This window comes from Amycolatopsis nalaikhensis, from assembly GCF_030264295.1.
Classification (GTDB): Bacteria; Actinomycetota; Actinomycetes; order Mycobacteriales; family Pseudonocardiaceae; genus Amycolatopsis; species Amycolatopsis nalaikhensis.
In genome coordinates this window covers 1734795-1760372 of record NZ_CP127173.1, presented here as the reverse complement: position 1 = coordinate 1760372, position 25578 = coordinate 1734795, and the positions used below count along the sequence as shown (strand labels likewise).

At 69.8% G+C, this 25578-nt stretch carries 25 protein-coding genes; 17 read left to right on the top strand and 8 right to left on the bottom strand.

Annotation, left to right across the window (positions count from 1 at the left end; translation table 11 throughout):
- The first annotated feature begins 59 nt into the window (after positions 1–59).
- On the top strand, positions 60–560 hold the full coding sequence (locus QP939_RS08390; RefSeq protein ID WP_285456036.1) for a MarR family winged helix-turn-helix transcriptional regulator: 501 nt from the start codon (positions 60–62) through the stop codon (positions 558–560).
- A gap of 55 nt (positions 561–615) precedes the next feature.
- Here the strand turns inward: QP939_RS08390 and QP939_RS08385 are convergent, their stop codons facing one another.
- Positions 616–1344 carry a chitinase gene (locus tag QP939_RS08385; protein WP_285456035.1) on the bottom strand — a complete coding sequence of 243 codons (729 nt, stop codon included), beginning with the start codon at positions 1342–1344 and terminating at the stop codon, positions 616–618.
- A gap of 453 nt (positions 1345–1797) precedes the next feature.
- On the opposite strand from QP939_RS08385, the gene QP939_RS08380 reads away from it, so the two are divergent.
- From QP939_RS08380 to QP939_RS08355, 6 genes are read left to right on the top strand one after another with little or no spacing between them, the layout of a single operon-like run.
- Positions 1798–2160: a hypothetical protein gene (locus QP939_RS08380; protein ID WP_285456034.1), complete on the top strand. Its 363-nt coding sequence runs from the start codon at positions 1798–1800 to the stop codon at positions 2158–2160.
- A gap of 46 nt (positions 2161–2206) precedes the next feature.
- The gene (trpS, locus tag QP939_RS08375) at positions 2207–3241 is read left to right on the top strand and encodes a tryptophan--tRNA ligase (protein ID WP_285456033.1); all 1035 of its coding nucleotides are present in this window, start codon (positions 2207–2209) and stop codon (positions 3239–3241) included.
- Positions 3238–3747 carry an ATP-binding protein gene (locus tag QP939_RS08370; protein ID WP_285456031.1) on the top strand — a complete coding sequence of 170 codons (510 nt, stop codon included), beginning with the start codon at positions 3238–3240 and terminating at the stop codon, positions 3745–3747. Before trpS ends, QP939_RS08370 begins: the two co-directional genes overlap by 4 nt.
- A gap of 45 nt (positions 3748–3792) precedes the next feature.
- The gene (gene yhjD / locus QP939_RS08365) at positions 3793–4803 is read left to right on the top strand and encodes an inner membrane protein YhjD (RefSeq protein ID WP_285456030.1); all 1011 of its coding nucleotides are present in this window, start codon (positions 3793–3795) and stop codon (positions 4801–4803) included.
- Positions 4804–4860: 57 nt separating this feature from the next.
- A complete protein-coding gene (locus QP939_RS08360) occupies positions 4861–5967 on the top strand; it encodes an acyl-CoA dehydrogenase family protein (protein ID WP_285456029.1) in 1107 nt (368 codons plus the stop codon).
- A complete protein-coding gene (locus QP939_RS08355) occupies positions 5964–6401 on the top strand; it encodes a winged helix-turn-helix transcriptional regulator (RefSeq protein ID WP_285456027.1) in 438 nt (145 codons plus the stop codon). The genes QP939_RS08360 and QP939_RS08355 overlap by 4 nt, the downstream gene beginning before the upstream one ends.
- Here QP939_RS08355 and QP939_RS08350 read toward each other — a convergent pair.
- Complete coding sequence (locus QP939_RS08350; RefSeq protein ID WP_285456026.1) at positions 6398–7633, bottom strand: D-alanyl-D-alanine carboxypeptidase family protein; 1236 nt, start codon at positions 7631–7633, stop codon at positions 6398–6400. The two genes, QP939_RS08355 and QP939_RS08350, sit on opposite strands and share 4 nt — an antisense overlap.
- Positions 7634–7676: 43 nt before the next feature.
- On the opposite strand from QP939_RS08350, the gene QP939_RS08345 reads away from it, so the two are divergent.
- A complete protein-coding gene (locus tag QP939_RS08345; protein ID WP_285456025.1) occupies positions 7677–7904 on the top strand; it encodes an SCO4848 family membrane protein in 228 nt (75 codons plus the stop codon).
- A gap of 63 nt (positions 7905–7967) precedes the next feature.
- A complete protein-coding gene (locus QP939_RS08340; RefSeq protein ID WP_285456024.1) occupies positions 7968–9359 on the top strand; it encodes a S8 family peptidase in 1392 nt (463 codons plus the stop codon).
- 394 nt (positions 9360–9753) lie between these two features.
- Here the strand turns inward: QP939_RS08340 and QP939_RS08335 are convergent, their stop codons facing one another.
- The 4 genes from QP939_RS08335 to sdhC are packed head-to-tail and all read right to left on the bottom strand — an operon-like array spanning position 9754 to position 13155.
- Positions 9754–10524 carry a succinate dehydrogenase iron-sulfur subunit gene (locus QP939_RS08335; RefSeq protein ID WP_285456023.1) on the bottom strand — a complete coding sequence of 257 codons (771 nt, stop codon included), beginning with the start codon at positions 10522–10524 and terminating at the stop codon, positions 9754–9756.
- Complete coding sequence (gene sdhA / locus QP939_RS08330) at positions 10524–12278, bottom strand: succinate dehydrogenase flavoprotein subunit (RefSeq protein WP_285456022.1); 1755 nt, start codon at positions 12276–12278, stop codon at positions 10524–10526. The genes QP939_RS08335 and sdhA overlap by 1 nt, the downstream gene beginning before the upstream one ends.
- An 18-nt stretch (positions 12279–12296) precedes the next feature.
- Positions 12297–12710: a succinate dehydrogenase hydrophobic membrane anchor subunit gene (locus QP939_RS08325; RefSeq protein ID WP_285456020.1), complete on the bottom strand. Its 414-nt coding sequence runs from the start codon at positions 12708–12710 to the stop codon at positions 12297–12299.
- Between the two features lies 1 nt (position 12711).
- Positions 12712–13155, bottom strand: coding sequence for a succinate dehydrogenase, cytochrome b556 subunit (sdhC, locus tag QP939_RS08320; protein WP_285456018.1), 444 nt, complete (start codon positions 13153–13155; stop codon positions 12712–12714).
- A 1118-nt stretch (positions 13156–14273) separates the two neighbouring features.
- On the opposite strand from sdhC, the gene QP939_RS08315 reads away from it, so the two are divergent.
- The 6 genes from QP939_RS08315 (at position 14274) to QP939_RS08290 (ending at position 21082) form a co-directional block, all read left to right on the top strand.
- On the top strand, positions 14274–15413 hold the full coding sequence (locus QP939_RS08315) for a BMP family lipoprotein (RefSeq protein ID WP_285456016.1): 1140 nt from the start codon (positions 14274–14276) through the stop codon (positions 15411–15413).
- 78 nt (positions 15414–15491) lie between these two features.
- Entirely contained in the window at positions 15492–17063 is a 1572-nt protein-coding gene (locus tag QP939_RS08310) for an ABC transporter ATP-binding protein (protein ID WP_285456014.1), read from the top strand.
- Entirely contained in the window at positions 17060–18157 is a 1098-nt protein-coding gene (locus tag QP939_RS08305) for an ABC transporter permease (protein WP_285456012.1), read from the top strand. Before QP939_RS08310 ends, QP939_RS08305 begins: the two co-directional genes overlap by 4 nt.
- 32 nt (positions 18158–18189) lie before the next feature.
- Positions 18190–19419, top strand: coding sequence for an ABC transporter permease (locus QP939_RS08300; RefSeq protein ID WP_285459694.1), 1230 nt, complete (start codon positions 18190–18192; stop codon positions 19417–19419).
- The gene (locus QP939_RS08295; protein WP_285456011.1) at positions 19419–19808 is read left to right on the top strand and encodes a cytidine deaminase; all 390 of its coding nucleotides are present in this window, start codon (positions 19419–19421) and stop codon (positions 19806–19808) included. Before QP939_RS08300 ends, QP939_RS08295 begins: the two co-directional genes overlap by 1 nt.
- Complete coding sequence (locus QP939_RS08290; RefSeq protein ID WP_285456010.1) at positions 19805–21082, top strand: thymidine phosphorylase; 1278 nt, start codon at positions 19805–19807, stop codon at positions 21080–21082. The genes QP939_RS08295 and QP939_RS08290 overlap by 4 nt, the downstream gene beginning before the upstream one ends.
- Here QP939_RS08290 and QP939_RS08285 read toward each other — a convergent pair.
- Together QP939_RS08285 and QP939_RS08280 are read right to left on the bottom strand one after the other, a co-directional pair.
- Positions 21079–21558 carry a hypothetical protein gene (locus QP939_RS08285; protein ID WP_285456008.1) on the bottom strand — a complete coding sequence of 160 codons (480 nt, stop codon included), beginning with the start codon at positions 21556–21558 and terminating at the stop codon, positions 21079–21081. The genes QP939_RS08290 and QP939_RS08285 overlap by 4 nt on opposite strands.
- A 219-nt stretch (positions 21559–21777) precedes the next feature.
- The gene (locus QP939_RS08280; RefSeq protein WP_285456007.1) at positions 21778–22902 is read right to left on the bottom strand and encodes a PA containing protein; all 1125 of its coding nucleotides are present in this window, start codon (positions 22900–22902) and stop codon (positions 21778–21780) included.
- Positions 22903–23115: 213 nt separating this feature from the next.
- Here QP939_RS08280 and QP939_RS08275 point away from each other — a divergent pair, with 213 nt between their 5' ends.
- On the top strand, positions 23116–24210 hold the full coding sequence (locus QP939_RS08275; protein ID WP_285456006.1) for an adenosine deaminase: 1095 nt from the start codon (positions 23116–23118) through the stop codon (positions 24208–24210).
- Between the two features lie 100 nt (positions 24211–24310).
- Positions 24311–25519: an MFS transporter gene (locus QP939_RS08270; RefSeq protein ID WP_285456005.1), complete on the top strand. Its 1209-nt coding sequence runs from the start codon at positions 24311–24313 to the stop codon at positions 25517–25519.
- Positions 25520–25578: the final 59 nt, after the last annotated feature.

Sequence of the window (25578 nt, the reverse complement as noted above, 5' to 3'; positions counted from 1 at the left end):
ATAGTTCGCTGTCAAACTATCTCGCGTCGAATAGTGCTGGCATCGAATAAGCTGCGTGGGTGACTGACGAAGACGCCGTCGACGAGGTCGTGGCGGCCTGGGGGCGCGAACGCCCCGACCTGGACCTGACCGCGATCGGGGTCGTCGGCCGGATGGGCAGGCTGGCGCTCGTGCTCGGCCCGGCCCAGGAGCGCGTGTTCGGCAAGTTCGGCCTGCAGCGCGGCGAGTTCGACGTCCTCGCCGCGCTCCGCCGCTCGGGCCCGCCGTACACGCTCATCCCGTCCGAGCTCTCGAAGACGCTGATGCTGAGCCGCGCCGGCATGACCAGCCGCCTCGACCGGCTGGAGAAGGCCGGGTTCGTCGAGCGCGCGCTCGACCCGAACGACCGCCGCAGCTTCCGCATCCGCTTGACGGACAAGGGTTTCGAGGCCGTCGATGCCGCGATGACCGAGCACACGGCGAACGTCTCCGAGTTGCTGGCCGGCCTTTCCGAGCAGGAGGTCGGCCTGCTCGACGACGTCCTGCGCAAGCTCCTGAACTGGCTCGATCCCCAGAGCTGAGCGCAAAAAGGGCCTCCCCGGCAGCCGGGGAGGCCCTTCTCGCCGCGCCCGGCTCTCAGCAGGACAGGTTGCCGCCCGTCGGGACCCCGAGGATCCCGGCGAACCGCGTGTACAGGTCGATCCGGCTCTGGACCTGGGCGGGGTTGCCGCCGTTGCACTCGATCGAGCCGTTGATGCTGCGGATGGTCTCGCCGAAGCCGCGCTGGTTGACCATCGCGTCGTGCGGCGTCATCGTGCCCGGCCCGCTCTGGGTGTTCCAGTACCAGAGGCCGGTCTTCCACGCGACAGCCGCGTCCCGCTCGACCAGGTACGGGTTGTTGAGCAGGTCGATGCCGAGGTTGTCACCGGCGGCCTTGTAGTTGAAGTTCCAGCTCAGCTGGATCGGCCCACGGCCGTAGTACGCGGCCTGGCCCGCCGGGCAGCCGTAGGGCTGGCTCGCGTCGCAGTAGTGCGGGTAGTTCGCGGTGTTCTGCTCGACGATGTAGACCAAGCCACCGGTTTCGTGGCTGACGTTCGCCAGAAACGCGGCGGCTTCCTGCTTCTTCACCGTGTCGTCGCCGGTGTTCGCGAAGCCCGGGTACGCCGAGAGTGCCGCCGTCAGGCCGCTGTAGGTGTAGAAGTCGTTGCGGCTGGGGAACATCTGGCCGAACTGCGCCTCACTGACCACAAAGGACGCATCGGCCGCGGCGGACGCGCTCGTGGCGGGCAGCACGACGGCGGCGGCCGCGGCGGCGAGCGCGCTCATCGCCACTCCGGCGCGCTTCAGGAACCGGGTCATCGGCATTCGGGTCTCCTCTTGATCACGCCGGTCGTGCGCGGTCCGACCGAGCCGAATGGGCTACTCCAAGAGGTATAGACCAATCACCAACGAGTGAAAAGTTTTCCAGATAAGACGACGCGATCGGAGCAGTCGCGACTGCGACGAATGGCAGAGCGTGAGCCCGACTTGGGGTAAACGGGTGATGACCACCCGGACACGGATCCGTCACGCTCTACTCTCGGTATGAGCGTTCCGTCCTGCGCAACACCCACCCGGGTGGTGGGTGTGAACCGTGGGGGTGCCCGGATCGTGTTCCCGGTTGGGCGCTACTCTCGGCCCCCGAGTCGATCAGCACCGCCAGGTCTTGACACGCTCGGTAGTTTTTTGACCAGTAGCACGCAGCGTCTCACTCGGATGGGTGAGCGTTTCGCTTCACTCGCGGGAGGCACTCCGGTGCGCAACCCAGGTCAAACCCTGATGCGGTCCACGCTGCGCGGGTTCCGCGCGGCCGCGGTGGTCGCGCTGGTCCCGAGCGGCCTGCTGGTGGCCGGCGGCGGGAGCGCGTTCGCCGACGTCGCGGTCGCGCAGGCCGACACGAACGCGGAGAGCTTCGGCGTGCTGGGCCCGGTCGGGCTGGTCGCGGTCGCGCTCGGCATCGTCGGCATGACACTGGGTGTGCTGCGCCAGCGCCGCAAGACGCGCGCGGCTGAGGTGGTCGCCGACGCCGCACCCGCCACGCCGGACGTGCCCGGCCCGGTCACGGCGATGGCCGAAGCCGTCCTCGCCGACCCCGACGCGACGCCGACGCGCCCGTTCCTGACGCAGCGACCGCACGCCTGAGGGCCCTCGGCGCCCGCCGCGCGTCGCGGCCTGAAAGAATCCTGACGTGTCCGAAGAGCAGACCGTCGCAGCAGAGCGCCGCCCGCGGGTCCTGTCCGGGATCCAGCCGACCGCCGACTCGTTCCACCTCGGCAACTACCTCGGCGCGCTGCGCCAGTGGGTGCGGATGCAGGACACGCACGAGACGTTCTACTGCGTGGTCGACCTGCACGCGATCACGGTCGAGCAGGACCCGAAGGTGCTGCGGCAGCGCACCCGCGTCTCGGCCGCGCAGCTGCTGGCCATCGGCATCGACCCGCAGCGCAGTGCCCTGTTCGTGCAGAGCCACGTGCCGGAGCACGCGCAGCTGAGCTGGGTGCTGGAGTGCCAGACCGGGTTCGGCGAGGCCGGCCGGATGACGCAGTTCAAGGACAAGTCCGCGAAGCAGGGTTCGGACCGCTCGAGCGTCGGGCTGTTCACGTACCCGATCCTGCAGGCGGCGGACATCCTGCTGTACCAGGCGGACGCGGTCCCGGTCGGCGAGGACCAGCGCCAGCACCTGGAGCTGACGCGCGACCTGGCGCAGCGGTTCAACAACCGGCTGGGCAAGACGTTCGTGGTGCCGGAGCCGTACATCATCAAGGACACGGCGAAGATTTACGACCTCCAGGACCCGACGAGCAAGATGAGCAAGTCGGCCTCGACGGCGAACGGCCTGATCGAGCTGCTGGAGGACCCGAAGCGCTCGGCGAAGAAGATCCGCTCGGCGGTCACCGACACCGGCCGCGAGGTCGTGTTCGACGCGGAGAACAAGGCGGGTGTTTCGAACCTGCTGACGATCTATTCGGCGCTGACGTCGCGGTCGATCGCCGACCTCGAGTCCGCGTACGAGGGCAAGGGCTACGGCGACCTGAAGAAGGACCTCGGCGAGGTGTTCGTCGAATGGGTGACGCCGATCCAGGACCGCGTGAAGTCCTATTTAGACGATGTGGCGGAGCTGGACAAGGTCCTCGCGGCGGGCGCCGAGCGGGCGCGCGAGGTGGCGTCGAAGACGCTGGCCAAGACGTACCAGCGGATCGGGTTCCTGCCCCCGGTCCGGTGAGGCTGGTCCTGCTCAACGGCCCGCCCGGGAGCGGCAAGACGACGTTGGCCCGGCGCTACGCGGAAGAGCACCCGCCGGCGTTGGCGCTGGACGTGGACCGCGTGCGGGCGATGATCGGCGGCTGGCGTTCGTCGCCGGGCCCGGCCGGGTTGCTGGCGCGGGACATCGCGGTCGCCGCGGCGCGGACGCACCTGCTCGCGGGTCACGACGTCGTGGTGCCGCAGCTGGTGGCTCGTCCGGGGCTCCCCGAACGGCTCGAGGCCCTGGCTGTCGAGTGCGGGGCGAGCTTTCGCGAGGTCGTGCTGCTGCCCGGGCGCGAGGAGGCGTTGCGGCGCTTCGCCGAGCGCGGCGCGTCGGAGGTCGAGACGGCCGGGCCGCTCACGGCGTCGCAGCTGGGGGAGGCCTACGACCGCGTGGCCGCCTTCGCGGCCGAGCGGCGGGTTGCTGTCGTGAGCGCGGGGTCGCTTGACGAGACCTACGGCGCGTTCGTCGCCTCCCTCATCTGACGCGCTCGCGTTGCGGGAGTCACGGGGCGTGGTTAGCGTTTCACAGTGGCGACTGAAGAGAAGGAAAAGCTCCTGCCGCGCCTGCGCAGGAAGTACCCGTGGCTGGATCACCTGATCCGCGCCAACGACGCCTTCACCGAGCGGTACGGCAACCACTATGCCGCCGCCATCACCTACTTCAGCGTGCTCTCCGTCTTCCCGCTCTTCATGGTCGCCTTCGCCGTGGTCGGGCTCGTCGTCAACCACGACCAGACGATCATCCACAAGATCACCGACGGCATCAACAACTCCGTCCCCGAGGGCCTCAAAGACCTCGTCAACGGCATCGTCAAGGGCGCGCTCGACTCCGGGGGCGGCATCGGGATCTTCGGTCTGCTCATCGCCCTCTACTCCGGCATCGGCTGGATGTCGAACCTCCGCGACGCCCTCACCGCGCAGTGGGGTCAGGAAAAGCAGTCGCAGCCGATCGTCAAGCAGACGCTCAAAGACCTCGTCGCCCTCGTCGGGCTCGGCGTCGCCCTCGTCGTCTCCTTCGCGCTCACCGCCGTCGGGGGCGGGATCGGGCAGTTCCTGCTCGAACTCGTCGGGCTCGAACACGCCACCTGGGCGATCGTGCTGCTCCGGGGCGCCACCATCGTGCTCGGCCTGGCCGCCAACACCCTCGTCTTCATCTGGGTCATCGCGCGGCTGCCGCGGGAGCGGGTCGCGCTGCGCAGCGCCGTCAAGGGCGCGATCGTCGCCGCCATCGGGTTCGTCGTGCTGCAGCAAGTCGGGTCGATCTACCTCGCCAGCGTCACCAAGTCGCCGTCGGCGGCGCTGTTCGGGCCGGTCATCGGTCTGCTCGTGTTCGCGAACCTCGTCTCGCGCTTCCTGCTGCTCATCACCGCCTGGACCGCGACGGCCAAGGAAAACGAACGCAAGGTCGTCCAGCCCCCGCCGCCGGTGCGGCTCGAGCAGCACGTCACCGTGCAGCGCGGGCCCGGCCTCGGTGCCGTCGCGGGCGCCTTCAGCGCCGGGGCCCTGCTCGCCTGGCTCGGGGGCCGCCGCCGGTCTTGACACCCGGCCGACCAGTAAAGAAACTGAACCGGTAAGAAAACTGAACCGGAGGGTTTCATGCTGGACGCCGCCCGCGAGTGCGCCGCGCTCGCCAAGACGCTCGCACCCGTCACCGAGCGGCAGCGCGCCCTGCCCGCCGAGCTCGTCGCGAAGCTGACCGACGCCCAGCTCCTGCGCAGCGGCGTCCCCGGCTATCTCGGCGGCCCCGAAGCGCCGCCCGCCCTCAGCCTCGAAACCGCCGAGACGGTCGCGCGCGGGGACGCGTCCGCGGGCTGGTGCGTCTCGATCGCTGTGACCAGCAGCCTGCTCTCGGCCTACACCCCGCGGAAGTGCGCCGAGGAGGTCTTCGGCGACCCGCGCACCGTCGCCGCCGGGGTCTGGGCGCCGCGCGGAACCGGCCAGAAGGTCGACGGCGGGTACGTCGTGTCCGGTCGGTGGGCCTTCTGCAGCGGCATCCCGCACTGCGACTGGCTCTTCGCGGGCTTCGTCCACGAAGGCGCGCTTTACGTCGCCGCGTTGCCGAAGGCCGAGATCGACGTGCTCGACACCTGGCACACCACCGGCCTGCGCGGCACCGGCAGCCACGACTGCGTCGCCGACGCGCTGTTCGTCCCCGAGCACCGCGTCTTCTCCGTGATGGGTGGTCCGCCGGAGGAAGCCGTTGCGCTGCACCGGTTTCCGCTCTTCGGCTTCTTCGCGCTGTCGGTCGCCGCGGCCGCGCTGGGCAATGCGCGCGGCGCGATCGACGACCTCGTCGAGCTGGCTTCGACCCGGAAGCCGCTGGGTTCCAGCCGCTCGCTGGCCGAGCGGTCGGCGACGCAGGCCGCCGTCGCGGAGGCCGAAGCCGCCCTGCGCGCCGCGCGGCTGCTCTTCTACACCAGCATCGACGACGCCTGGCAGGCCGCGCAGGGCACCGAACCCGTGCCGGACACGCTCAAGCTCGGCCTCCGGCTGGCCGCGACGCACGTGACGCGCACCGCCGCGAAGGTCGCTGAAAGCATGTACGACCTCGGCGGCGGCGCCGCGATCTACGAGACTTCGCCGTTGCAACGCCGGTTCCGCGACGCGCACACGGCGACCGCCCACTTCCAGGTCAACCCGGCCAGCTTCGAGCTGTCCGGCAAGCTCCTGCTGGGCGTCCCGGCCCGGACGGAGCAGCTGTGAACGACCTGCGGCACCGCTTCACGGCGGACTCGGTCGGCCGCGCCCTCGACCTGGTCGGCGAGCGGTGGAGCCTGCTCATCCTGCGCGAGGCGTTCTTCGGCGTGCGCCGCTACGGCGAGTTCGCGCGCCACCTGTCCATCCCGCGCCCGACGTTGTCCGCCCGGCTGAAGACGCTCGTCGACGCGGGCGTGCTCGACCGCGTCGACCCGGTGCCCGAGTACATGCTGACGCAGGCGGGACGCGACCTGTTCGGCGCGGTCGTCACGCTCATGCAGTGGGGCGACCGGTACCTCGCCGGGCCGGAGGGGCCGCCGATCCTGTTGCGGCACAACGACTGCGGCGAGGTCGCCGGGACGTTCGTGGCCTGCGGGCACTGCGGCGGCGCGATCACCACCGACAAGGTGACCCCGGAGCCCGGGCCGGGGTTCCGCTAGCTCGCGGCCTTCTTGCGCTGGTGGGCGACGGCGAACGCGCCGACGATGATCAGGAACACCACCAGCGTGATGATCCAGCCGGTGACGCCGAACGGGTCCTCCTTGGCGGCCGCCGCGGCCGAGGACGGCCCGCTGCTGCCGGTGCCGTCGGCGAGCACGGACCCGTCGGCGTCCGGCGCCGCCGGGGCCTGGTAGGTGATCTGGCCGACCGGCTCGGCGCGGTCGTCCTCGAGCGCGAAGCCGTAGTCGAGCAGCTTCGACGCCTGCTCGACGACCTTCGTCGGCTTCTGCTCGGCGCGCAGCATGACGACCGCGAGCCGCTTGCCCTTGCGCTGCGCCGCGCCGACGTAGGTGTGGCGGGCGTCGTCGGTGAAGCCCGTCTTGCCGCCGAGGAAGCCGGGGTAGACGCCGAGCAGCTTGTTGTCGTTGTAGACCGGGATGGCCGGTTTGCCGCCGGTCGGCGGGATCTCGAAGTTCTTCGTCGAGATGACCTTCGCGAACTCCGGCTGCTTCATCGCGTAGTGGAAGATCAGGCTCAGGTCGTAGGCCGACGTCGACATGCCGGGGCCGTCGAGACCCGACGGCGTCGCGGCGCGCGTGTCGAGCGCGCCGATCCGGGCCGCCATCGCGTTCATCTTCGCCACGGCCGAGTCGACCCCGCCGAGCACCGTGGCGAACGCGTGCGCGACGTCGTTGCCGGAGTGCATCAGCAGGCCGTGCAGCAGCTGGTCGACGGTGTAGCGGCCGCCCGCGACGATGCCGACGCAGGTGCACTCTTGCTCGGCGTCCTCCTTCGTCGCGACGACGACCTGCTGCGGGTCCAGCTGGGTGACGACGACGAGCGCGAGCAGCGTCTTGATCAGCGACGCGGGCCGCTGCCGCGCGTGCGGGTCCTTGGCCGCGATGACCGCGCCGGTGTCGAGGTCCTGCACCAGCCACGACGCCGCGGTGTTGCCGTCCGGCGGGTTGAGCGCGCCGTCCGGGGTGACCAGGCCGCACTCGGCCATCCGCGCGCCGCCGACGGGCACCGCGGGCACGGCCAGCGGCGCGGGGGCCTGCCGGCCCGGCGCGGGCTTCTCCGAGGTGTCGACGGGCGGCGGGGGAGCCTGGCGGTTCGCGCACTGACCCTGCTGCGGCGCGGCGGCCGCGAGGGCCGGCGTGCTCAGGGCCAGCAGCGCGGCGGCGAGCGTCGTCGTGAGGACCTTGAGCGACCGGGAAACAGCGGAGTGCACCCACGCAATCTAGCGCCGCGGCGCGCGTCGCATACTCAGGGGCATGCGCATTTCGCGAGGCACCTCGCTGTTCCTGCTGGCCTTCGGCGTGTGGTCGTGGATCATCTGGATCACGTTCGCCAAGAACCTGTGGGACAGCGACCGGTCCTGGACCCCCGACGGCTCGCCGACCGCGTACTTCATCGTGCACGCGGTGCTGACGGTGGTGTCGTTCGTGCTCGGCACGATCATCGGCGTGCTGGGGTGGCGCGGGGTGCGAACCTCTTCCTGACTTTGGTCGGTGGCGCGGTTTCCGGGGCCGGTTTAGGTTGACGCCACCGACTCTGGAGGTGGAATGTCCCGTTTACGCCGAATGGCGGCCCCGCTCGCGCTGGCCGTCGGGGGCGGCCTGTTCGCCGCGGCCCCGGCCGAGGCCGCACCGGTCACGTGCGACACGACGAGCACGCCGTACACGTACGTGGTGACGTACCAGCCGGGCACGGGCGCGGCGGCGGTCGACCGCGAGCTGGCGGCCAAGTGCGGCACGAAGGTGGCGTACTACCCGGAGATCGCCGTGGCGATCGCCAGCTCGCGCAACGCGGACTTCCAGCAGAAGATCGGCGTCTACCGGGCGTATTCGGGCGGCAAGGACGTGGCTTCCGCGGCTTCGGCGCGCTCTTCGCTGGGTGCCGTGCGGACGCTGGAGGACACGCGGACGTTCGCTGCTTCGGGTGACCTGTCCGCGCAGCAGTGGGACATGAAGGCGATCCACGCGCCGGAGGCGAACAAGATCTACCAGGGCAGCCGCGCGGTGACGGTCGGGGTCCTGGACTCGGGCATCGACGCGACGCACCCGGCCCTTCGCGCGGCGGTTTCTCCGGCGTCCTCGGCGGGCTGCGTCACGGGCGCGCCGGACCTCACGCCGGCGTCGTGGGCCCCGACGACGTCGGACCACGGAACGCACGTGGCGGGCACGATCGCGGGCAAAGACCCGGCGGCGGGTTTCACGGGCATCGCCCCGGGGGTGCGGCTGGCGTCGGTGAAGGTGGTGAACGACGACGGCTACATCTTCCCGGAGTCGGCGGTGTGCGGGTTCGTGTGGGCGGCCCGGCACGGGTTCCAGGTGACGAACAACAGCTACTACATCGACCCGGGGATGTTCTTCTGCTCGCGGGAGCCGGGCGACGCGGCGGCGTACGAAGCGGTGCGTCGCGCGATCGAGTTCTCGACGCGCCGCGGGGTCCTGAACGTGTCGGCGGCGGGCAACTCGGGCTTCGACACGACAACGCAGACGACGGACCCGAACCGGCCACACCCGGTGGACTCGTCGTGCGGCATCCTCCCGAAGGCGATCGACGGGGTGGTGACGGTGTCATCGGTGGGGTACGCGGGGACGAAGTCGTCGTTCAGCAACTACGGATCGATTTCGGTGACGGCGCCGGGTGGCGACTTCTCGCAGCTGCCGCCTGAGGGCGAGGGTCCATCGTGCCCGTTGTCGACAACGGTGTTCGGCGGGCAGTACGGGTCGAAGTGCGGAACGTCGATGGCGTCACCGCACGCGGCGGGGGTGGCGGCGCTGCTGGCATCGAAGTTCCGAGGAGCACCACCGTCGTTCATAGCGCGGCTGCTGGAGGGCGAGGCGGACGTGGTGAAGTGCGCATCGACGGAGACGGAGTGCACAGGCCCGGCGAAGAACAATTCGTACTACGGCCACGGCTTGGTGAACGCGCTGGACGCGGTGCGCTGAACCCAACAGAGGAGCTGGGTGGTCATCCCGTCGCCTGAGGCCGAAAAAATCACTTTGAGCCGGGCCCGCAACCCAGAGACCAAGGCGAGGAAGCATGCCAAGCTTGCGGGCCCGGCTCAAAGTGATAGGCCTCATTCAGGCGACGGGATGACCACCCAGCGGCCCACCTCTCAAAGGTGAGAGGACAGCGTGACGGGATGGCCATCCCAGAGCCTGCCCGTCCGGCGAGGACAATCTTTTGTTTTTGCCGCGGCAGATCTTTCCGCTGCGGCGGGGCGGGGGAGGTCTGGTGAGTTCGTTGTCGGCTTGCATTGCCGGCTGGCTGCTGCTTACTCGCATGACGAAAAGGCCCTCCGGCGAAGTCGCCGGAGGGCCTTTCGGGTGTTGCGGAAAATCAAACGCGCTTGAAGAGCAGCGCTCGCTTCACTTCCTGGATCGCCTTGGTCACCTGGATCCCTCGCGGACACGCGTCCGTGCAGTTGAACGTCGTCCGGCAGCGCCACACACCCTCGCCGTCGTTCAGGATGTCCAACCGCTCCTCCGACCCCTCGTCACGGGAGTCGAAGATGAACCGGTGCGCGTTGACGATCGCCGCCGGGCCGAAGTACGACCCGTCGTTCCAGTACACCGGGCACGAGGACGTGCAGCACGCGCACAGGATGCACTTCGTCGTGTCGTCGAAGCGGTCGCGGTCCGCCTGGGACTGGATCCGCTCGCGCGTCGGCTCATTCCCATACGTGATCAGGTACGGCTTGATCGCGCGGTACGCCTCGAAGAACGGGTCCATGTCGACGTACAGGTCCTTCAACGTCGTCAGGCCCTTGATCGGGGCGATCGTGATCACCGTCTTCTTGCCGCCCTTTTCCAGCAGGTCCTTCATCAGGACCTTGCAGGCCAGGCGGTTGATGCCGTTGATCTGCATCGCGTCGGACCCGCACACGCCGTGCGCGCACGAACGGCGGAACGAGAACGTCCCGTCGATGTAGTCCTTCACGTAGAACAGCAGGTTCAGCAGCCGGTCGGTGCGCTGCGCCGGGACGTCGTAGGACTCCCAGTGCGGCTCCGAATCCACTTCCGGGTTGAACCGGAGGATCTTCAGCGTGACCGTGATCGGCGTGTGCTCGTCAGACGGAGCGGCGGCCGGGTCAGCAGTAGCCGTAGTCATCAGTACTTCCGCTCCATCGGCTCGTAGCGGGTGAAGGTGACCGGCTTGTAGTCCAGCCGGATGTCGGACGACAGCCCCGTGCCCTGCTTGTAGGCCATGGTGTGCCGCATGAAGTTCGTGTCGTCGCGGTTCGGGTAGTCCTCGCGCGCGTGGCCGCCGCGGGACTCCTTGCGCGCCAGCGCGCCCACGACCAGGACCTCGGCCAGCTCCAGCAGGAAGCCCAGCTCGACGGCCTCGAGCAGGTCGGTGTTGTACCGCTTGCCCTTGTCCGCCACGGTGATCCGCTGGTACCGCTCCTTCAGCGCCTGGACGTCGGTCAGCGCCTGCTTCAGCGTGTCCTCAGTCCGGTACACCGACGCGTGCGAGTCCATCGTCTGCTGCATTTCCTTGCGGATGTCGGCGACGCGCTCGTCGCCGTGCTCCGACAGCAGGCCCGCGAGCTGCTCCTCGACCAGCTTGGTCGGGTTCTCCGGCAGCTCGACGTGCTCGTGCGCCAGCGCGTACTCCGCGGCCGCGATGCCGGCGCGGCGGCCGAACACGTTGATGTCCAGCAGCGAGTTCGTGCCCAGGCGGTTGGAACCGTGCACGGACACGCACGCGACCTCGCCCGCGGCGTACAGGCCCGGGATGACGTTTTCGTTGTCCCGCAACGCTTCGCCGTGCACGTTGGTCGGGATCCCGCCCATCACGTAGTGACACGTCGGGAACACCGGCACCGGCTCCTTCACCGGGTCGACGCCCAGGTAGGTGCGCGAGAACTCGGTGATGTCCGGCAGCTTGGTCTCGAGGACCTCGACCGGCAGGTGCGTGACGTCGAGGACGACGTAGTCCTTGTTCGGGCCGCAGCCGCGGCCCTGCAGCACTTCCTGCACCATCGAGCGCGCCACGATGTCGCGCGGCGCGAGGTCCTTGATGGTGGGGGCGTAGCGCTCCATGAACCGCTCGCCGGAGGCGTTGCGCAGGATCCCGCCCTCGCCGCGGACGGCTTCGGAGATCAGGATGCCCAGCCCGGCCAGACCGGTCGGGTGGAACTGGAAGAACTCCATGTCCTCCAGCGGCAGGCCCTTGCGGAAGATGATGCCGAGGCCGTCCCCGGTGAGGGTGTGCGCGTTCGACGTCGTCTTGAAGATCTTGCCCGCGCCGCCGGTGGCGAACACGATCGACTTCGCCTGGAAGACGTGCAGCTCGCCGGTGGCCAGCTCGTAGGCGACGACGCCCGACGCGATCGGGTTGCCGTTCTCGTCCTCGGACAGGATCAGGTCGAGCACGTAGAACTCGTTGAAGAACTCCGTGCCGTGCTTGACGCAGTTTTGGTACAGCGTCTGCAGGATCATGTGGCCGGTGCGGTCCGCGGCGTAGCAGGCGCGGCGCACCGCGGCCTTGCCGTGGTCACGCGTGTGCCCGCCGAAGCGGCGCTGGTCGATCTTGCCTTCGGGCGTCCGGTTGAACGGCAGGCCCATCTTCTCCAGGTCGAGCACCGCGTCGATGGCCTCCTTGGCCATGATCTCCGCGGCGTCCTGGTCGACGAGGTAGTCGCCGCCCTTGACCGTGTCGAAGGTGTGCCACTCCCAGTTGTCCTCTTCGACGTTCGCCAGCGCGGCGCACATGCCGCCCTGGGCCGCGCCGGTGTGGGACCGGGTCGGGTAGAGCTTGGTGAGGACCGCGGTGCGGGCGCGCTGGCCGGACTCGATGGCCGCGCGCATGCCGGCGCCGCCGGCGCCGACGATCACCACGTCGTACTTGTGGAACTGCATCGAAAAGTCTCCGTGGCTTCAGTTCGCGGGCATGTTCGGGTCGAAGGTGAAGATCACCATCGTGCCGACGGCCAGGATCAGCACCATCGAGACGTAGAGCAGGATCTTCAGCCAGAACCGCGTGCTGTCCTTGCGCGCGTAGTCGTCGATGATGGTGCGCAGGCCGTTGCCGCCGTGGATCTCGGCGAGCCAGAGCATGGCCAGGTCCCAGAACTGCCAGAACGGCGAGGCCCAGCGGCCGGCGACGAAGCCCCAGTTGATCCGGTGCACGCCGCCGTCGAGGATGTTCATGATCAGCAGGTGGCCGAGCACCAGGATGATCAGCGCTAGGCCGGAGATCCGCATGAACAGCCAGCTGTAGAGCTCGAAGTTGCTCCGGCGGGCGGCCGGGCGCTTCGGCGTGCGGGGGCTGGCGAGAGCGAGGTCGGCCATGTCAGTTACCCCCGAAGAGCGTTTCGACGGTGCGCTTCAGCATGAAGAAGGCACCGGGAACCATCACGACGACCCAGACCACGCCGATGACCCACAGCATCGCCTTCTGCAGCTTCGGGCCCTTCGACCAGAAGTCGACCAGCATGACGCGGATGCCGTTGAGCGCGTGGAAGAGGACCGCGCCGACCAGCCCGACCTCCAGGAGGTTCACGATCGGCGTCTTGTAGGTCTCGATGACCTGGTCGTAGGTGTTCGGCGACACGCGCACCAGCGCGGTGTCGAGCACGTGCACGAAGAGGAAGAAGAATGTGAGCACGCCGGTGATGCGGTGCAGGACCCAGGACCACATACCGGGGTCGCCCCGGTAGAAGGTCCCCTGCCGGCGTGAGGCACCCGCCCGATCGCTCGCGCCTGCCTCGGGGGCAGTGCTCGCCGTGGTGGACATCGGTGAACGGCCTCCAACGTCTGACTTGTGCCCGGGTGACCGGTGAGGTCCGCACTGATCGTCGCCGTCCACCTGGGACGGCTCCGGCGGCAATGCCGAGATCAAGGGTCATCGAGCCTGGATGAAAGGGATGCTAGACCCGCCCCCGACGGACGGCTCACCTCCGGGTTCCCCTCTGTGATGGACCAGACACCGGCGCGGGTGCGGGGTCACCCGGCGGTGTGGCGTGGCGCACTCGCGAGAGCGGTTTCCCGTGCGGCGCGTGGATAACCGCGCGACCTGCGACGGCTGGCTCGGGCTGTGGGCGGGGTCACAGGCAAGTGGTCCACTGTGGACGCGCGACGGGGGCGCCGCCCGGGCGGCGGACGCCTGATCGGGTGGCCACGTGACTGAACCGATCCGGAAGCGGCGGCGCGGGGAGTGTGGTGGCGGCCGGAGGCTCGCGGCGGGCGGCTGAGGTGCGGGGTTCGCTGGCTGGGCGGGGGCCGGGAGGTTCGGGCTCGCTCGGCGGCCCGGCGACTAGGCCGGGCGGCCGGGCGGCCAGGCGACGGGCGGCAGCGCGGTGGCGGCCCGGCAGTCTCGCGGCGGCGGCCCGGGCGCCGGTGTCCGGCTCGGCTGGCCGAACGCCGGAGTCCGCGGTGCGGCCCGGACCGCGGGCCTGGGGAGGCAAGCGCAGCCCGGGCTCGCCTGGCCCGTCGTGAGTGTTTAGGGCGGTTAGAACCGCCCTAAACACTCACGACTGCCGAGCCCAGCCATCGCGGCCAGCCCGGCCCGCTCGGCAACGCGAGTGGGGCCCGGAGCCCGCCGTCTCACAGAGTGATCGGGCTGGTCCACTCCTCGGTCAACGTGCCACACTCCGTGACAGCAAACGGCATTTCGGCCCTCCCCAACCCCCGCAACCCGCCGAAAGTAGCCCTCCGAGAGCGCGAAAATCACTCTGCGTACGCACCTGATCGCGCGCGCGACTCGTGAGTAAACGTTTGTGTTACGTAGCGTGCCGTTCCTATGGCGCATTCCTGTCCGCCGGGTACGGTCTGGCGGTCGACTCGGCAGTAGGGCCGGGTCGTGCCCTTGACCATCCGCTGGATCAGCGGGGAGGGAGACACACGTTGCGTCGCATGCGTGGAACCGCGCTGGCCGCCGCGGCCATGGCCGGGGTACTCGCCCTGGCCGGGTGCGCCAAGGACTCGGGCGGTGGCAGCACCAACAACACCGCGGCTTCGTCGGGTGGCTCGGACTGCGTCACCGCGCAGAAGCCGCCCGCCGCGCCGGCCGCGGCCAGCAGCTCGACCGCGGCCGGGGAGAAGGTCGACGGCAGCAAGCTGAAGATCGGCCTGGCCTTCGACGTCGGCGGGCGGGGTGACGCGTCCTTCAACGACGCCGCCGCCGCTGGTACCGACAAGGCGAAGAGCGAGCTCGGCGTCACGACGGTCAGCGAGAGCACCGCGTCCGCCAGCGAGGCCGAGTCGGCCAAGCAGCAGCGCCTCGACCAGATGGCCGCCTCGGGCCTGAATCCGATCATCGCCGTCGGTTTCGCCTACGCGAAGTCGGTCGAGGCCGTCGCCGGGAAGTACCCGAACACGAAGTTCGCGATCGTCGACGACGACTCGATCAAGCTGCCGAACGTGACGTCGCTGGTCTTCGCCGAGGAGCAGGGCTCGTTCCTGGCCGGCGTCGCCGCCGCGTACAAGAGCAAGAACTGCCACATCGGCTTCGTCGGCGGTGTCAACACCCCGCTGATCCAGAAGTTCGAGGCCGGCTTCCTGCAGGGCGCGAAGACCGTTTCGAACAAGATCAAGATCGAGGACGAGTACCTCACCCCGGCCGGCGACTTCTCCGGGTTCCAGGACCCGCCGAAGGGCAACGCCAAGGCCGCGGCCGAGATCGCCAAGGGCGCGGACGTGATCTACCACGCCGCCGGCGCCTCGGGTAAGGGTGTCTTCGACGCCGCCAAGGCGGGCAACGCGCTGGCCATCGGTGTCGACTCCGACCAGTACAACCAGAAGACCGTCGAGGCCGACAAGGACGTCATCATCACGTCCATGCTCAAGCGGGTCGACGTCGCGGTGTTCGACTACGTGCAGGCCGTCGCCAAGGGTGACCTGAGCGGCCTGCCGAAGCGGTTCGACCTCAAGGTCGACGGCGTCGGCTACGCCACCTCCGGCGGCAAGGTCGACGACATCAAGGACGTCCTGGACGGCTACAAGGCCCAGATCATCTCGGGCGCGATCACCGTTTCGGACAAGCCGCAGAAGTAACTCACCACGTGTCCGGGGCTCGGAGGAATTTTCCTCCGGGCCCCTCACGCGTTCCAGAGATATGGAATTCTCCCGCCCATGAGCACAGCCGAGGCCCCGGCCGAGGCCGTCCCCGACCGGGGCGCCCCCGCCGTCCAGCTGACCGGGATCACCAAGCGCTTTCCCGGCGTGGTGGCCAACTCCGACGTCAACCTCACCGTCGCCGCGGGCGAGGTGCACGCCATCTGTGGTGAGAACGGCGCCGGCAAGTCCACCCTGATGAAGATCCTCTACGGCATGCAGCCGCCGGACGAGGGCACCATCGCGATCAACGGCGAAGAGGTGAAGCTGCGCAACCCGCAGGACGCCATCCGCGCCGGCATCGGCATGGTGCACCAGCACTTCATGCTGGCCGACAACCTCACGGTCGGCGAGAACGTCTTCCTCGGCGCCGAGGCCCTGCACGGCATCGGCCGCGCCGCCCGGGCGCGGCTGGCCGAGCTCGCCGAGCGGACCGGCCTGCACGCCAAGCCGGAGACGCTGCTGGAAGAGCTCGGCGTCGCCGACCGCCAGCGCGTCGAGATCGTCAAGGTGCTCTACCGCGGGGCGAAGATCATCATCCTGGACGAGCCGACCGCGGTCCTCGTGCCGCAGGAGGTCGACGCGCTCTTCGCGACCGTCCGGGAGATGAAGGCCGACGGCTACACCTTCCTCTTCATCTCGCACAAGCTGGACGAGGTGCGCGCGATCGCCGACACCGTCACGGTGATCCGGCGTGGCACCACCGTCGGGACCGTCGACCCGAAGACGATCACCTCCCGCCAGCTCGCGGAGATGATGGTCGGCTCGGAGCTGCCCAGCCCGGAGACGCGCGAGTCCACGGTCACCGACCGGGACGTGCTGCGGCTGACCGGGCTGACCCTGGGCGCAGAGGGCTCCGACCGCAACGCGCTCGACGACATCTCCTTCACCGTGCACGCGGGCGAGGTGCTCGGCGTCGCCGGTGTCGAGGGCAACGGCCAGACCGAGCTGGTCGAGACGATCATGGGCATGCGTAAGCCGTCCGGCGGCACCATCGAGCTGGTCGACGCCGACGGCAAGGCGCGAGACATCACGAAGGCGGGCACGCTGGCGCGGCGCGAGGCCGGTATCGGCTACATCGCCGAGGACCGCACCCGGCACAGCCTGCTGCTCACGCAACCGTTGTGGGTCAACCGGATGCTCGGCTACCAGACCCGTGAACCGGTCTCGAAAGGACAGTTGCTCGACATCGCGGGCACGCGCGCGGACACCGAGCGGATCGTGCGCGAGTACGACGTCCGCACGCCGGGGATCGACGTCCCGGCCGCGGCGCTCTCGGGCGGCAACCAGCAGAAGCTGATCGTCGGGCGGGAACTCTCCGGCGAGCCGGTGCTGCTCATCGCGTCGCACCCCACGCGCGGCGTCGACGTCGGCGCGCAGGCGCTGATCTGGGAGAACATCCGCCAGGCCCGCGCCGCCGGGCTCGCCGTGCTGCTGATCTCCGCCGACCTCGACGAGCTGATCGGCCTGTCCGACACGATCCGGGTCATGCTGCGCGGGCGCCTCGTCAGCGAGGCCGACCCCGCCACCGTGACCCCGCAGGAACTGGGCTCCGCGATGACCGGCGCGGGAGAGGGTGACGAAGAATGACCTCCTGGCGCACGAAACTGCTGCCGCCGCTGCTGGCGATCGTGTTCGCCGTGCTGCTGTCGGCGATCGCGCTGATCATCTCCGGCGCCGATCCGCTGCAGGCCTACGGCACGATGATCGGCCAGATGTTCAAGGGCTCGACCGCGGTCGACACCGTGAACCTGGCGACGGTCTACTACCTGTCCGGCCTCGCGGTCGCCATCGGCTTCCAGATGAACCTCTTCAACATCGGTGTCGAAGGCCAGTACCGGTTCGCCGCCGTCGTCGCCGCGATCGCCGGTGGCGCCATGAAGCTGCCGCCGGTCATCCACGTCGTGGCGATCCTGGTGGTCGCGGTCGTCGCGGGCATGGCCTACGCGGCGATCCCGGCGGTCCTCAAGGTGACCCGCGGGGTCAGCGAGGTCATCTCGACGATCATGCTCAACGCGATCGTCGCCGGCATCATCGCCTTCCTCATCAACGCCGACCAGTTCGGCGTGCAGACCGGCAACAACATCGGCACCCGCGTGATCGAGCCGTCGGGCCGGATCCCGGGCATCCCGCTCGGCTCGGGCACGCTCTTCGGGTTCGTGTTCATCGCGGCGATCATCGGCGGTGCCTACTGGTTCATGCTGAACCGCACGCGGTTCGGCTTCGAGCTCAAGGCGTCCGGCGAGTCGACGACCGCCGCGGCCGCCGGCGGCGTCAACGCCAAGAAGATGACGCTCATCGCGATGCTGCTCTCCGGTGGCGTCGCCGGCCTGGTCGCCATGCCGGAGCTGCTCGGCCGCGACTTCAGCTACGGCATCACCGCGACGCAGATGTACGGCTTCACCGGCATCGCGGTCGCGCTGCTGGGCCGCAACCACCCCGGCGGCATCGCGCTCGGCGCGCTGCTGTGGGCCTTCCTCGACACCTCCGCGGTGTCGCTGGAGCAGATCAACGTGTCCAAGGAGATCGCGACGATCATGCAGGGCATCATCGTGCTGTCGGTCGTCGTGGCGTACGAGGTCGTGCGCCGGGCCGAGCTTCGCTCCCAGCAGCACCGGGTCGGGCGGGCACTGGCCGCCAACGGCCGCAAGGGTGCTTCGGTCTCCGAAGGGGGTGCGGTGTGATCACCGACGTCGCTCCCGAATCCGGCTCCACGATGCCGGTGCGGCGCAAGCGGGGCCGGGTGCCCGGCTGGCTGCGCGGCGTGATCTGGGCCGTGGTCGCCATCGCCGTCATCTCGACGGCGTCCTACTCGACCGGTGTCGCCGCGCTGACGTCGTCGAACACCGCGTCGACGGCGTTGCGCCTGGCGCTGCCGATCCTGCTGTGCGCCCTCGGTGGCCTCTGGGCCGAACGCGCGGGCGTGGTCAACATCGGCCTCGAGGGCATGATGATCCTCGGGACCTGGGGCGCCGCCTGGGGTTCGTTCTACGGCGGCGTGTGGGCCGGGCTGATCGCCGCGCTCGCGTTCGGCGCGCTCGGCGGCCTGCTGCACGCGGTGGCGACGGTGACGTTCAACGTCAACCACATCGTCTCCGGTGTCGCGATCAACCTGCTCGGCCTCGGCGTCACGAAGTACCTGGCGAACCTGATCTTCGCGCCGATCTCCGGCAACCCGCGGCAGTCGCCGGTGGTGCCGAAGTTCGACACGTACTCGGCGACGTTCCTCTCGGACTGGCTGGGCGACCTGGAGAAGGAGCAGCGGGTCGGCATCTCCGACGTCGCGGGCATCCTGCGCGGCCTGGTCACCGAGGTGGCGCCGCTGACGATGATCGCGATCGTCCTGGTGCCGGTGAGCTTCTGGGTGCTCTGGCGGACGCGCTTCGGCCTGCGGCTGCGGTCGTGCGGCGAGAACCCGGTGGCGGCCGAGTCGCTCGGCGTCAACGTCTACCTGCACAAGTACGTCGCCGTCGTCATCTCCGGTGCCTTCGCCGGGATGGGTGGCGCGTCGCTGGTGCTGCTGCGCGGCGGCGCGGACTACCTGGAGAACCAGACCAACGGCCGCGGGTACATCGGCCTCGCGGCGATGATCTTCGGCAACTGGCGGCCCGGCGGCCTGCTCGGCGGCGCGGCGCTGTTCGGCTACGCGGACGGTCTCCAGCTCGCCGGCGGTGGCGAAGCGGTGCTCGCGCTGCTGTACGGCGCGGTGATCCTGGTCGGCGTGATCGTCGTCGTCCAGCTGTTCCGCAAGCAGTGGATCGCGGCCGGGCTCGGCGTCGTCGGCGCGGGCGTGCTGTACGCGATCTACTGGTCGAACGACACGCTGCCGTCCGACCTGATCCCGTACACCGCGCACTTCGTGACGCTGATCGTGCTGGCGGTGGCTTCGCAGCGGCTGCGGCCGCCGAAGGCCGACGGCCAGCCGTACCGGCGAGGGGAAGACTGATGTCCACAGTGGACTGGGACGCGCTGCGTTCCCAAGCGATCGAAGCCGCTTCCCATGCGTACGCGCCTTATTCGGGTCTGCACGTCGGGGTCGCCGGGATCGTCGACGACGGCCGCGTGGTCACCGGGTGCAACGTCGAGAACGCCTCCTACGGGCTCGGGCTGTGCGCCGAGTGCACGATGGCCGGGCAGCTGCGGCTGTCCGGCGGGGGTCGCCTGGTCGCGGTGGCCTGCCGGTCCGGCGCCGGTGACCTGCTGATGCCGTGCGGGCGCTGCCGCCAGATCCTGTTCGAGCTGGGCGGATCCACGTGCCTGGTGGACACGCCCAGCGGCATCCTGCCGATGTCGGACGTGCTGCCGGACGCCTTCGGCCCGGACGACCTGCCGTGAGCGCGTTCGCGGCGGTCGACGTCATCCGCGCCAAGCGGGACGGCGGCCGGTTGTCCGACGAGCAGATCGACTGGGTCGTCGACGCCTACACCCGCGGTGAGGTCGCCGAAGAGCAGATGTCCGCGCTGGCCATGGCGATCTTCCTGAACGGGATGTCCGACGGCGAGATCTCCCGCTGGACGCACGCGATGATCGAGTCGGGGGAGCGGCTGTCGCTGGACGTCTCGCGCCCGACGGTCGACAAGCACTCGACGGGCGGCGTCGGCGACAAGATCACGCTGCCGCTCGCGCCGCTGGTCGCCGCGTGCGGCGCGGCCGTGCCGCAGCTGTCCGGGCGCGGGCTCGGGCACACCGGCGGCACGCTCGACAAGCTCGAGTCGATCCCGGGCTGGCGGGCGTCACTGTCCACTTCGGAGATCCAGGCCCAGCTCGAGGACGTCGGCGCGGTGGTCTGCGCGGCGACGTCCGGGCTGGCCCCGGCGGACAAGAAGCTCTACGCGCTGCGGGACGTCACGTCCACTGTGGAGTCGATCCCGCTGATCGCCAGCTCGATCATGAGCAAGAAGATCGCCGAGGGCGCGTCCGGGCTGGTGCTGGACGTGAAGTTCGGGTCCGGCGCGTTCATGAAGACGCTCGACCAGGCACGAGCGCTGGCGTCGACGCTGACCTCGATCGGCGTCGACCACGGCGTCCCGACGACGGCGTTGCTGACCGACATGAACACCCCGCTGGGGCGGGCGGTCGGGAACGCGGTCGAGGTCGCGGAGTCGGTCGAGGTGCTCCAGGGCGGCGGCCCGGCGGACGTCGTCGAGCTGACGCTCGCGCTGGCCCGCGAAATGCTGTCCCTGGCCGGTATTTCCGCCGATCCGGCCGCGGTGCTGGCTTCGGGCGAGGCCTACGAGGTCTGGTGCCGGATGATCGCCGCCCAGGGAGGAGACCCTTCCGCGCCGCTGCCGACGCCGTCGCACGTCCACGTCGTTCCGGCGCCCGCTTCGGGCGTGCTGGCGACCCTGGACGCGTACGCGGTCGGCGTCGCGGCCTGGCGGCTCGGCGCCGGACGGGCCCGCAAGGAGGACCCGGTCCAGGCCGCGGCGGGCGTGCTCTGCCTGGCCAAGCCCGGCGACGCCGTCACCGAGGGCGAGCCGCTGCTGGAGCTGCACACGGACACCCCGGACGCGGTCCCGGCCGCGCTGGCGGCGCTCGAAGGCGGGTTCGCGATCGCCGCGGAGGCACCCGCGCCGGGACCGATCGTCCGGGAGACCGTGCGCGGCTAGGACACCTGGATGGTGGCGGCGACCGGCTTGGCGCCGCCACCGCAGGAGCTGATCCAGGTGCCGGTGCTGTAGTAGAGCACGTAGCCGCTCGTCGCCAGGGTGACCTGACCAGCCGCGGGCAAGGTGACCTGACCGGTGCCGCCGGTCAGGCGGAACAGCCCACCGTTCTCGATGACGGGGTTCGTCATCCCGGTGGCGTCGACCCGGCCCGAGGCGGCGCCACCGAGTTCGAGGACGACGTAGCCGGTGTACCTCCCGGCGGGTTCGGTGCCGACCCACGTCGGCGAGACCTGCGTGAGGTCGGCGTGCACGGTGACGGGCTGCCCGGCGGTCGCCGTCGCCGGTGCGGTGACCGTGATGTCGAAGGTCTTGAACCCGGCGGGGCCGCCGAACGCACCGCACCCCCAGGTGACCGAGACGGTCCCGGCTTCGGCCGCGGCGGGGGCGACCAGCCCCAGCCCGGCGGCGGTGGCCACGGCGGCCAGGATCGTGCCTATTCTGCGTGCAGCCTTCATCGCGAGTTCCCCTCTTCGGCAGTGCGGACTCCGAGGGTCGCGAAGATCGCCGGCGGGGAGCGTCTCCCGAAATGCCGGAGTGGTCCGGTTAGCCGGGGCATGATCACCCGAACGAGTGAAGTCTTACGCATGAAGATGCCCCCGCCGGAGGTCCGACGGGGGCATCGCGGTGGAGCTGGGTTATTCGGTGGTCTCGTCCGCGGACTCGCCGGTCTTCGCCTTCGCGTCGACGGCCTTCGGTGCGCGGCCGTTGCGCGAGCTGCGGCGCGGCTGGCGCGGGGCCGGCGGCGGCGGGGAGATCTGCTGGACGGCCGGGCCGCCGCCGAGCATCAGCTCCGCGAACGTCGCCATCGCCTCGTCGAGCTGGCCGCCGATGCGGCGGACGCTCTCGTCGTTGCTCTTGCGGACCAGCGAGTCGACCGAGTCGGTGTCCGGCTGCTTCGCCAGGGTGCCCTCGACCTTGGCCAGGCCGCTCTTCACCGCGCCGTCGAGGTCGCCGAGGCTCGACAGGAAGCCGTCCTCCACCTTGTCGAGGCGGGAGGCCAGGTCGTCGAGGCGGGTGGTGACCGTCTCGAGCCGGGTGCCCAGGTTCTCCAGCCGGTCCGAGGCGTCGATCATCTCGCCGGTCTCGGTCAGCGCGGTCTTGAGCGCGTCGGTGTTCGCGCCGATCCGCTCCTGCGTCGAGCGGTCCAGCTCGGTGATCCGCTCGTTCGTCGTGCGGCTCAGCTCGTCGACCTTGTTCCGCAGCTCGTGGTCGGCGTGGTCGACGCGGTCGCGCAGTGCCGACTCGGCCTGCTCGATCCGCTCGCGGACCGGGCCGTGCACCGACTGCGGCAGCGACTCGAGCTTCGCGTCCTGCTTGTCGAGGTGGCTGCCGACCTCGTCGATCCGGCGGTGGATGTTCTGCAGCTTGTCCTCGAGCCCGTCCATCCGCCCGGCGACGCCCTCGAAGCGCGCGGCCATGCCGTCGAGGCGGCCGTCGAGCTGCGCGAACGGCTTGGCCAGCTTGTCGACGATGCTCTCGACCGCGCGGGTCAGCGCGGCGATCGCGTTGTCCTGCGCCTCGAGGCGGGACATCGCCTCGTCGAGGCGCTCGGCCAGCACGCCGACCTCGGTGCGGTCGGGGAGCTCGGACAGCCGCTTGCGGACCGCGCCCAGCGAGTCCACCGGCGCGAGGCGGGCGTAGATGTCGTCCAGCGCGTCGAAGATCTGCTGCTGCTCGCTCTCACGCACTTCGGCCGCGCGCACCAGCATGTTGCGCATCCGGTCGAAGGACGGGGCGGCAATGTGGTTGTCAGTGGTCACTGCTGTGTGTCCTTCGTCGGCGGGGAAATGGAGGGACGTGCCACGAAGCTTATCGATTGCAAAAATTGCTGTCTGTATGGCCCCCGTGAAGAGCCTATTGCGGAGGCTGCCCCCGGATGGCCGATTCGTCGCATGATCGTCAACGCTGAGGGTTAACCCGAGCCTGAGAGTTACGGCCATGTAGGGGAATGACACCGAGGTTACCGTTGGGGGATGCCTGACGAAAGCCCTGTTCTGACCGGCGAGACGCTCCGCCGGGCCCCCAAGGTGCTCCTGCACGACCACCTCGACGGCGGGCTGCGCCCGGCCACCGTCGCCGAGCTCGCCGACGCGACCGGGTACGCCGGCCTGCCCACGACCGACCCGGCCGAGCTGGGCAGCTGGTTCCGCCGGGCGGCCGACTCCGGCTCGCTCGTTTCCTACCTGGAGACCTTCGCGCACACCTGTGGAGTGATGCAGACGGAGGATGCCCTGGTCAGGGTCGCCGCGGAAGCGGTGGAAGACCTGGCGGCCGACGGCGTCGTCTACGCCGAGGTGCGCTACGCACCGGAGTTGTTCGTCGAACGCGGTCTGTCACTCGATGCGGTGGTCGAGGCCGTCCAAGCGGGGTTCACGGAGGGCACACGCCGGGTGGCCGCGAACGGCGGCAGCATCCGCGTCGCGACGTTGCTCTGCGCGATGCGCCAGCACGCCCGCGCCCTCGAGATCGCGAACCTGGCCGTCCGCTACCGCGACGCCGGCGTCGCGGGCTTCGACATCGCCGGGCCGGAGGACGGGTTCCCGCCGACCCGCAATCTCGACGCGTTCGAGTATTTGCGGCAGAACAATGCTCATTTCACCATTCATGCCGGGGAAGCGTTCGGTTTGCCGTCCATTTGGGAGGCGATTCAGCACTGCGGAGCCGAGCGACTCGGGCACGGCGTGCGGATCGTCGAGGACATCAAGACCGACGCGGACGGTACGGTCCACCTTGGACGGTTGGCCGCGTACGTCCGCGACCGCCGCATCCCGCTGGAGATCTGCCCGACGTCGAACGTCCAAACCGGCACGGTCGCCTCGATCGCCGAGCACCCCATCGGCCTGCTGGCGCGGCTGCGCTTCCGGGTGACGGTGAACACGGACAACCGGCTGATGAGCGGGTGCACGATGACCAGCGAATTCGCCGCGCTGCACGAGACCTTCGGCTATGGCCTCGACGACTTCCGCTGGTTCACGATCAACGCGATGAAATCCGCCTTCCTCGATTTCGACGCCCGGCTCGCGCTGATCGACGACGTCATCAAGCCCGGCTACGCCGCGCTGGCCTGACCTCCCCGCTCCGGACCGCAACTCGCTTGCGGTCCTTAGCCATGCCAACTATCGTTCACTATGTAGGAAATACTTCTCAGAATTTGAGACGGTGAGGACGATGGCGCAGGTCGCTGGCGATGCGGGTGAGCAGCTTTACGCGAGTTCACGGCGGTGGCTCATCCTCGCGCTCGGCCTCGCCGCGCAGACCGCGAGCTGCTCGTTCCTCTACGGCCTGCCGTTCCTGGTCCCAGCTATGCGAGCGGCCGAGGGACTGACCCTGGCCGAGGCGGGAACGGTCGTGGCGGCCCCGAGCATCGGGTTGTTGTTCACCCTGATCGTGTGGGGCGCGGCTGCGGACCGTTACGGAGAGCGTCTGATCATGGCGCTCGGACTGGGTGCCTCGGGGTTACTCCTGGTGTACGCCGGGGTGGGCACTCACCCGGTCGGCCTTCTCTTTGGAGTGTTCTTGGCTGCCGGAGCGTGCACGGCTTCGGTGAACGCGGCGAGCGGCCGCGTCGTGATGGGCTGGTTCGCGAAGTCCGAGCGCGGGGTGGCGATGGGGATCCGCCAGACGGCCCAGCCGCTGGGCGTGGGCGTCGCGGCGCTGGGGCTGCCGCCGCTGGCGGCGCACTTCGGGTTCCGCGCGGCGGTGCTGCTGCCGGCGGGGCTGGCGATCGTCGTCGCGCTGCTGGTGGCGTGGCTGGTGACGGACCCGCCGCGGCCGCCGCGGGTGGCGGGCGGGGTCAAGCCGCCGTCGCCGTACCGGCACGCGGCGCTGTGGCGGGTGCACGGGGCGAGCGCGTTGCTGGTGGTGCCGCAGTTCGCGGTGTCGGCGTTCGCGCCGGTGTACCTGGTGGCGGTCCAGCACTGGAGCCCGCTGGCGGCGGGCTGGTACCTGGCGGTGGTCCAGGTGCTGGGTGCGGCGGGGAGGCTGGGCTCGGGCTGGTGGTCGGACCGGGTGGGCAGCCGCCTCCGCCCGATGCGTCAGCTGGCGGTGCTGAGCTGCGTCGTGATGCTGCTGGTGGCGTTGGGCGACGCGTCCTGGCCGTGGCTGGTGCTGCTGGCACTGGCGTTGGCGGGAGTGATCACGGTGGCGGACAACGGGCTGGGCTTCACGGCCTCGGCCGAGCTGGCGGGCATCGCGTGGTCGGGCCGCGCGATGGGGACGCAGAACACGGGGCAGAACATCGCGGCATCCCTGACGCCGCCGTTGCTGGGGCTGGTGATCGGCGACAGCAGGTACGCGCTGGCGTTCTGCGTGGCGGCGGTGTTCCCGGCGCTGGCGGTACTGGTGGTCCCGGTCCGAGCGGAACGCGACCACGACTGAGGCCGGGCTTGCGGGGGCGGGTTCGGCCGCGTCTTGAATGACTCATTCACCTCCTCCGA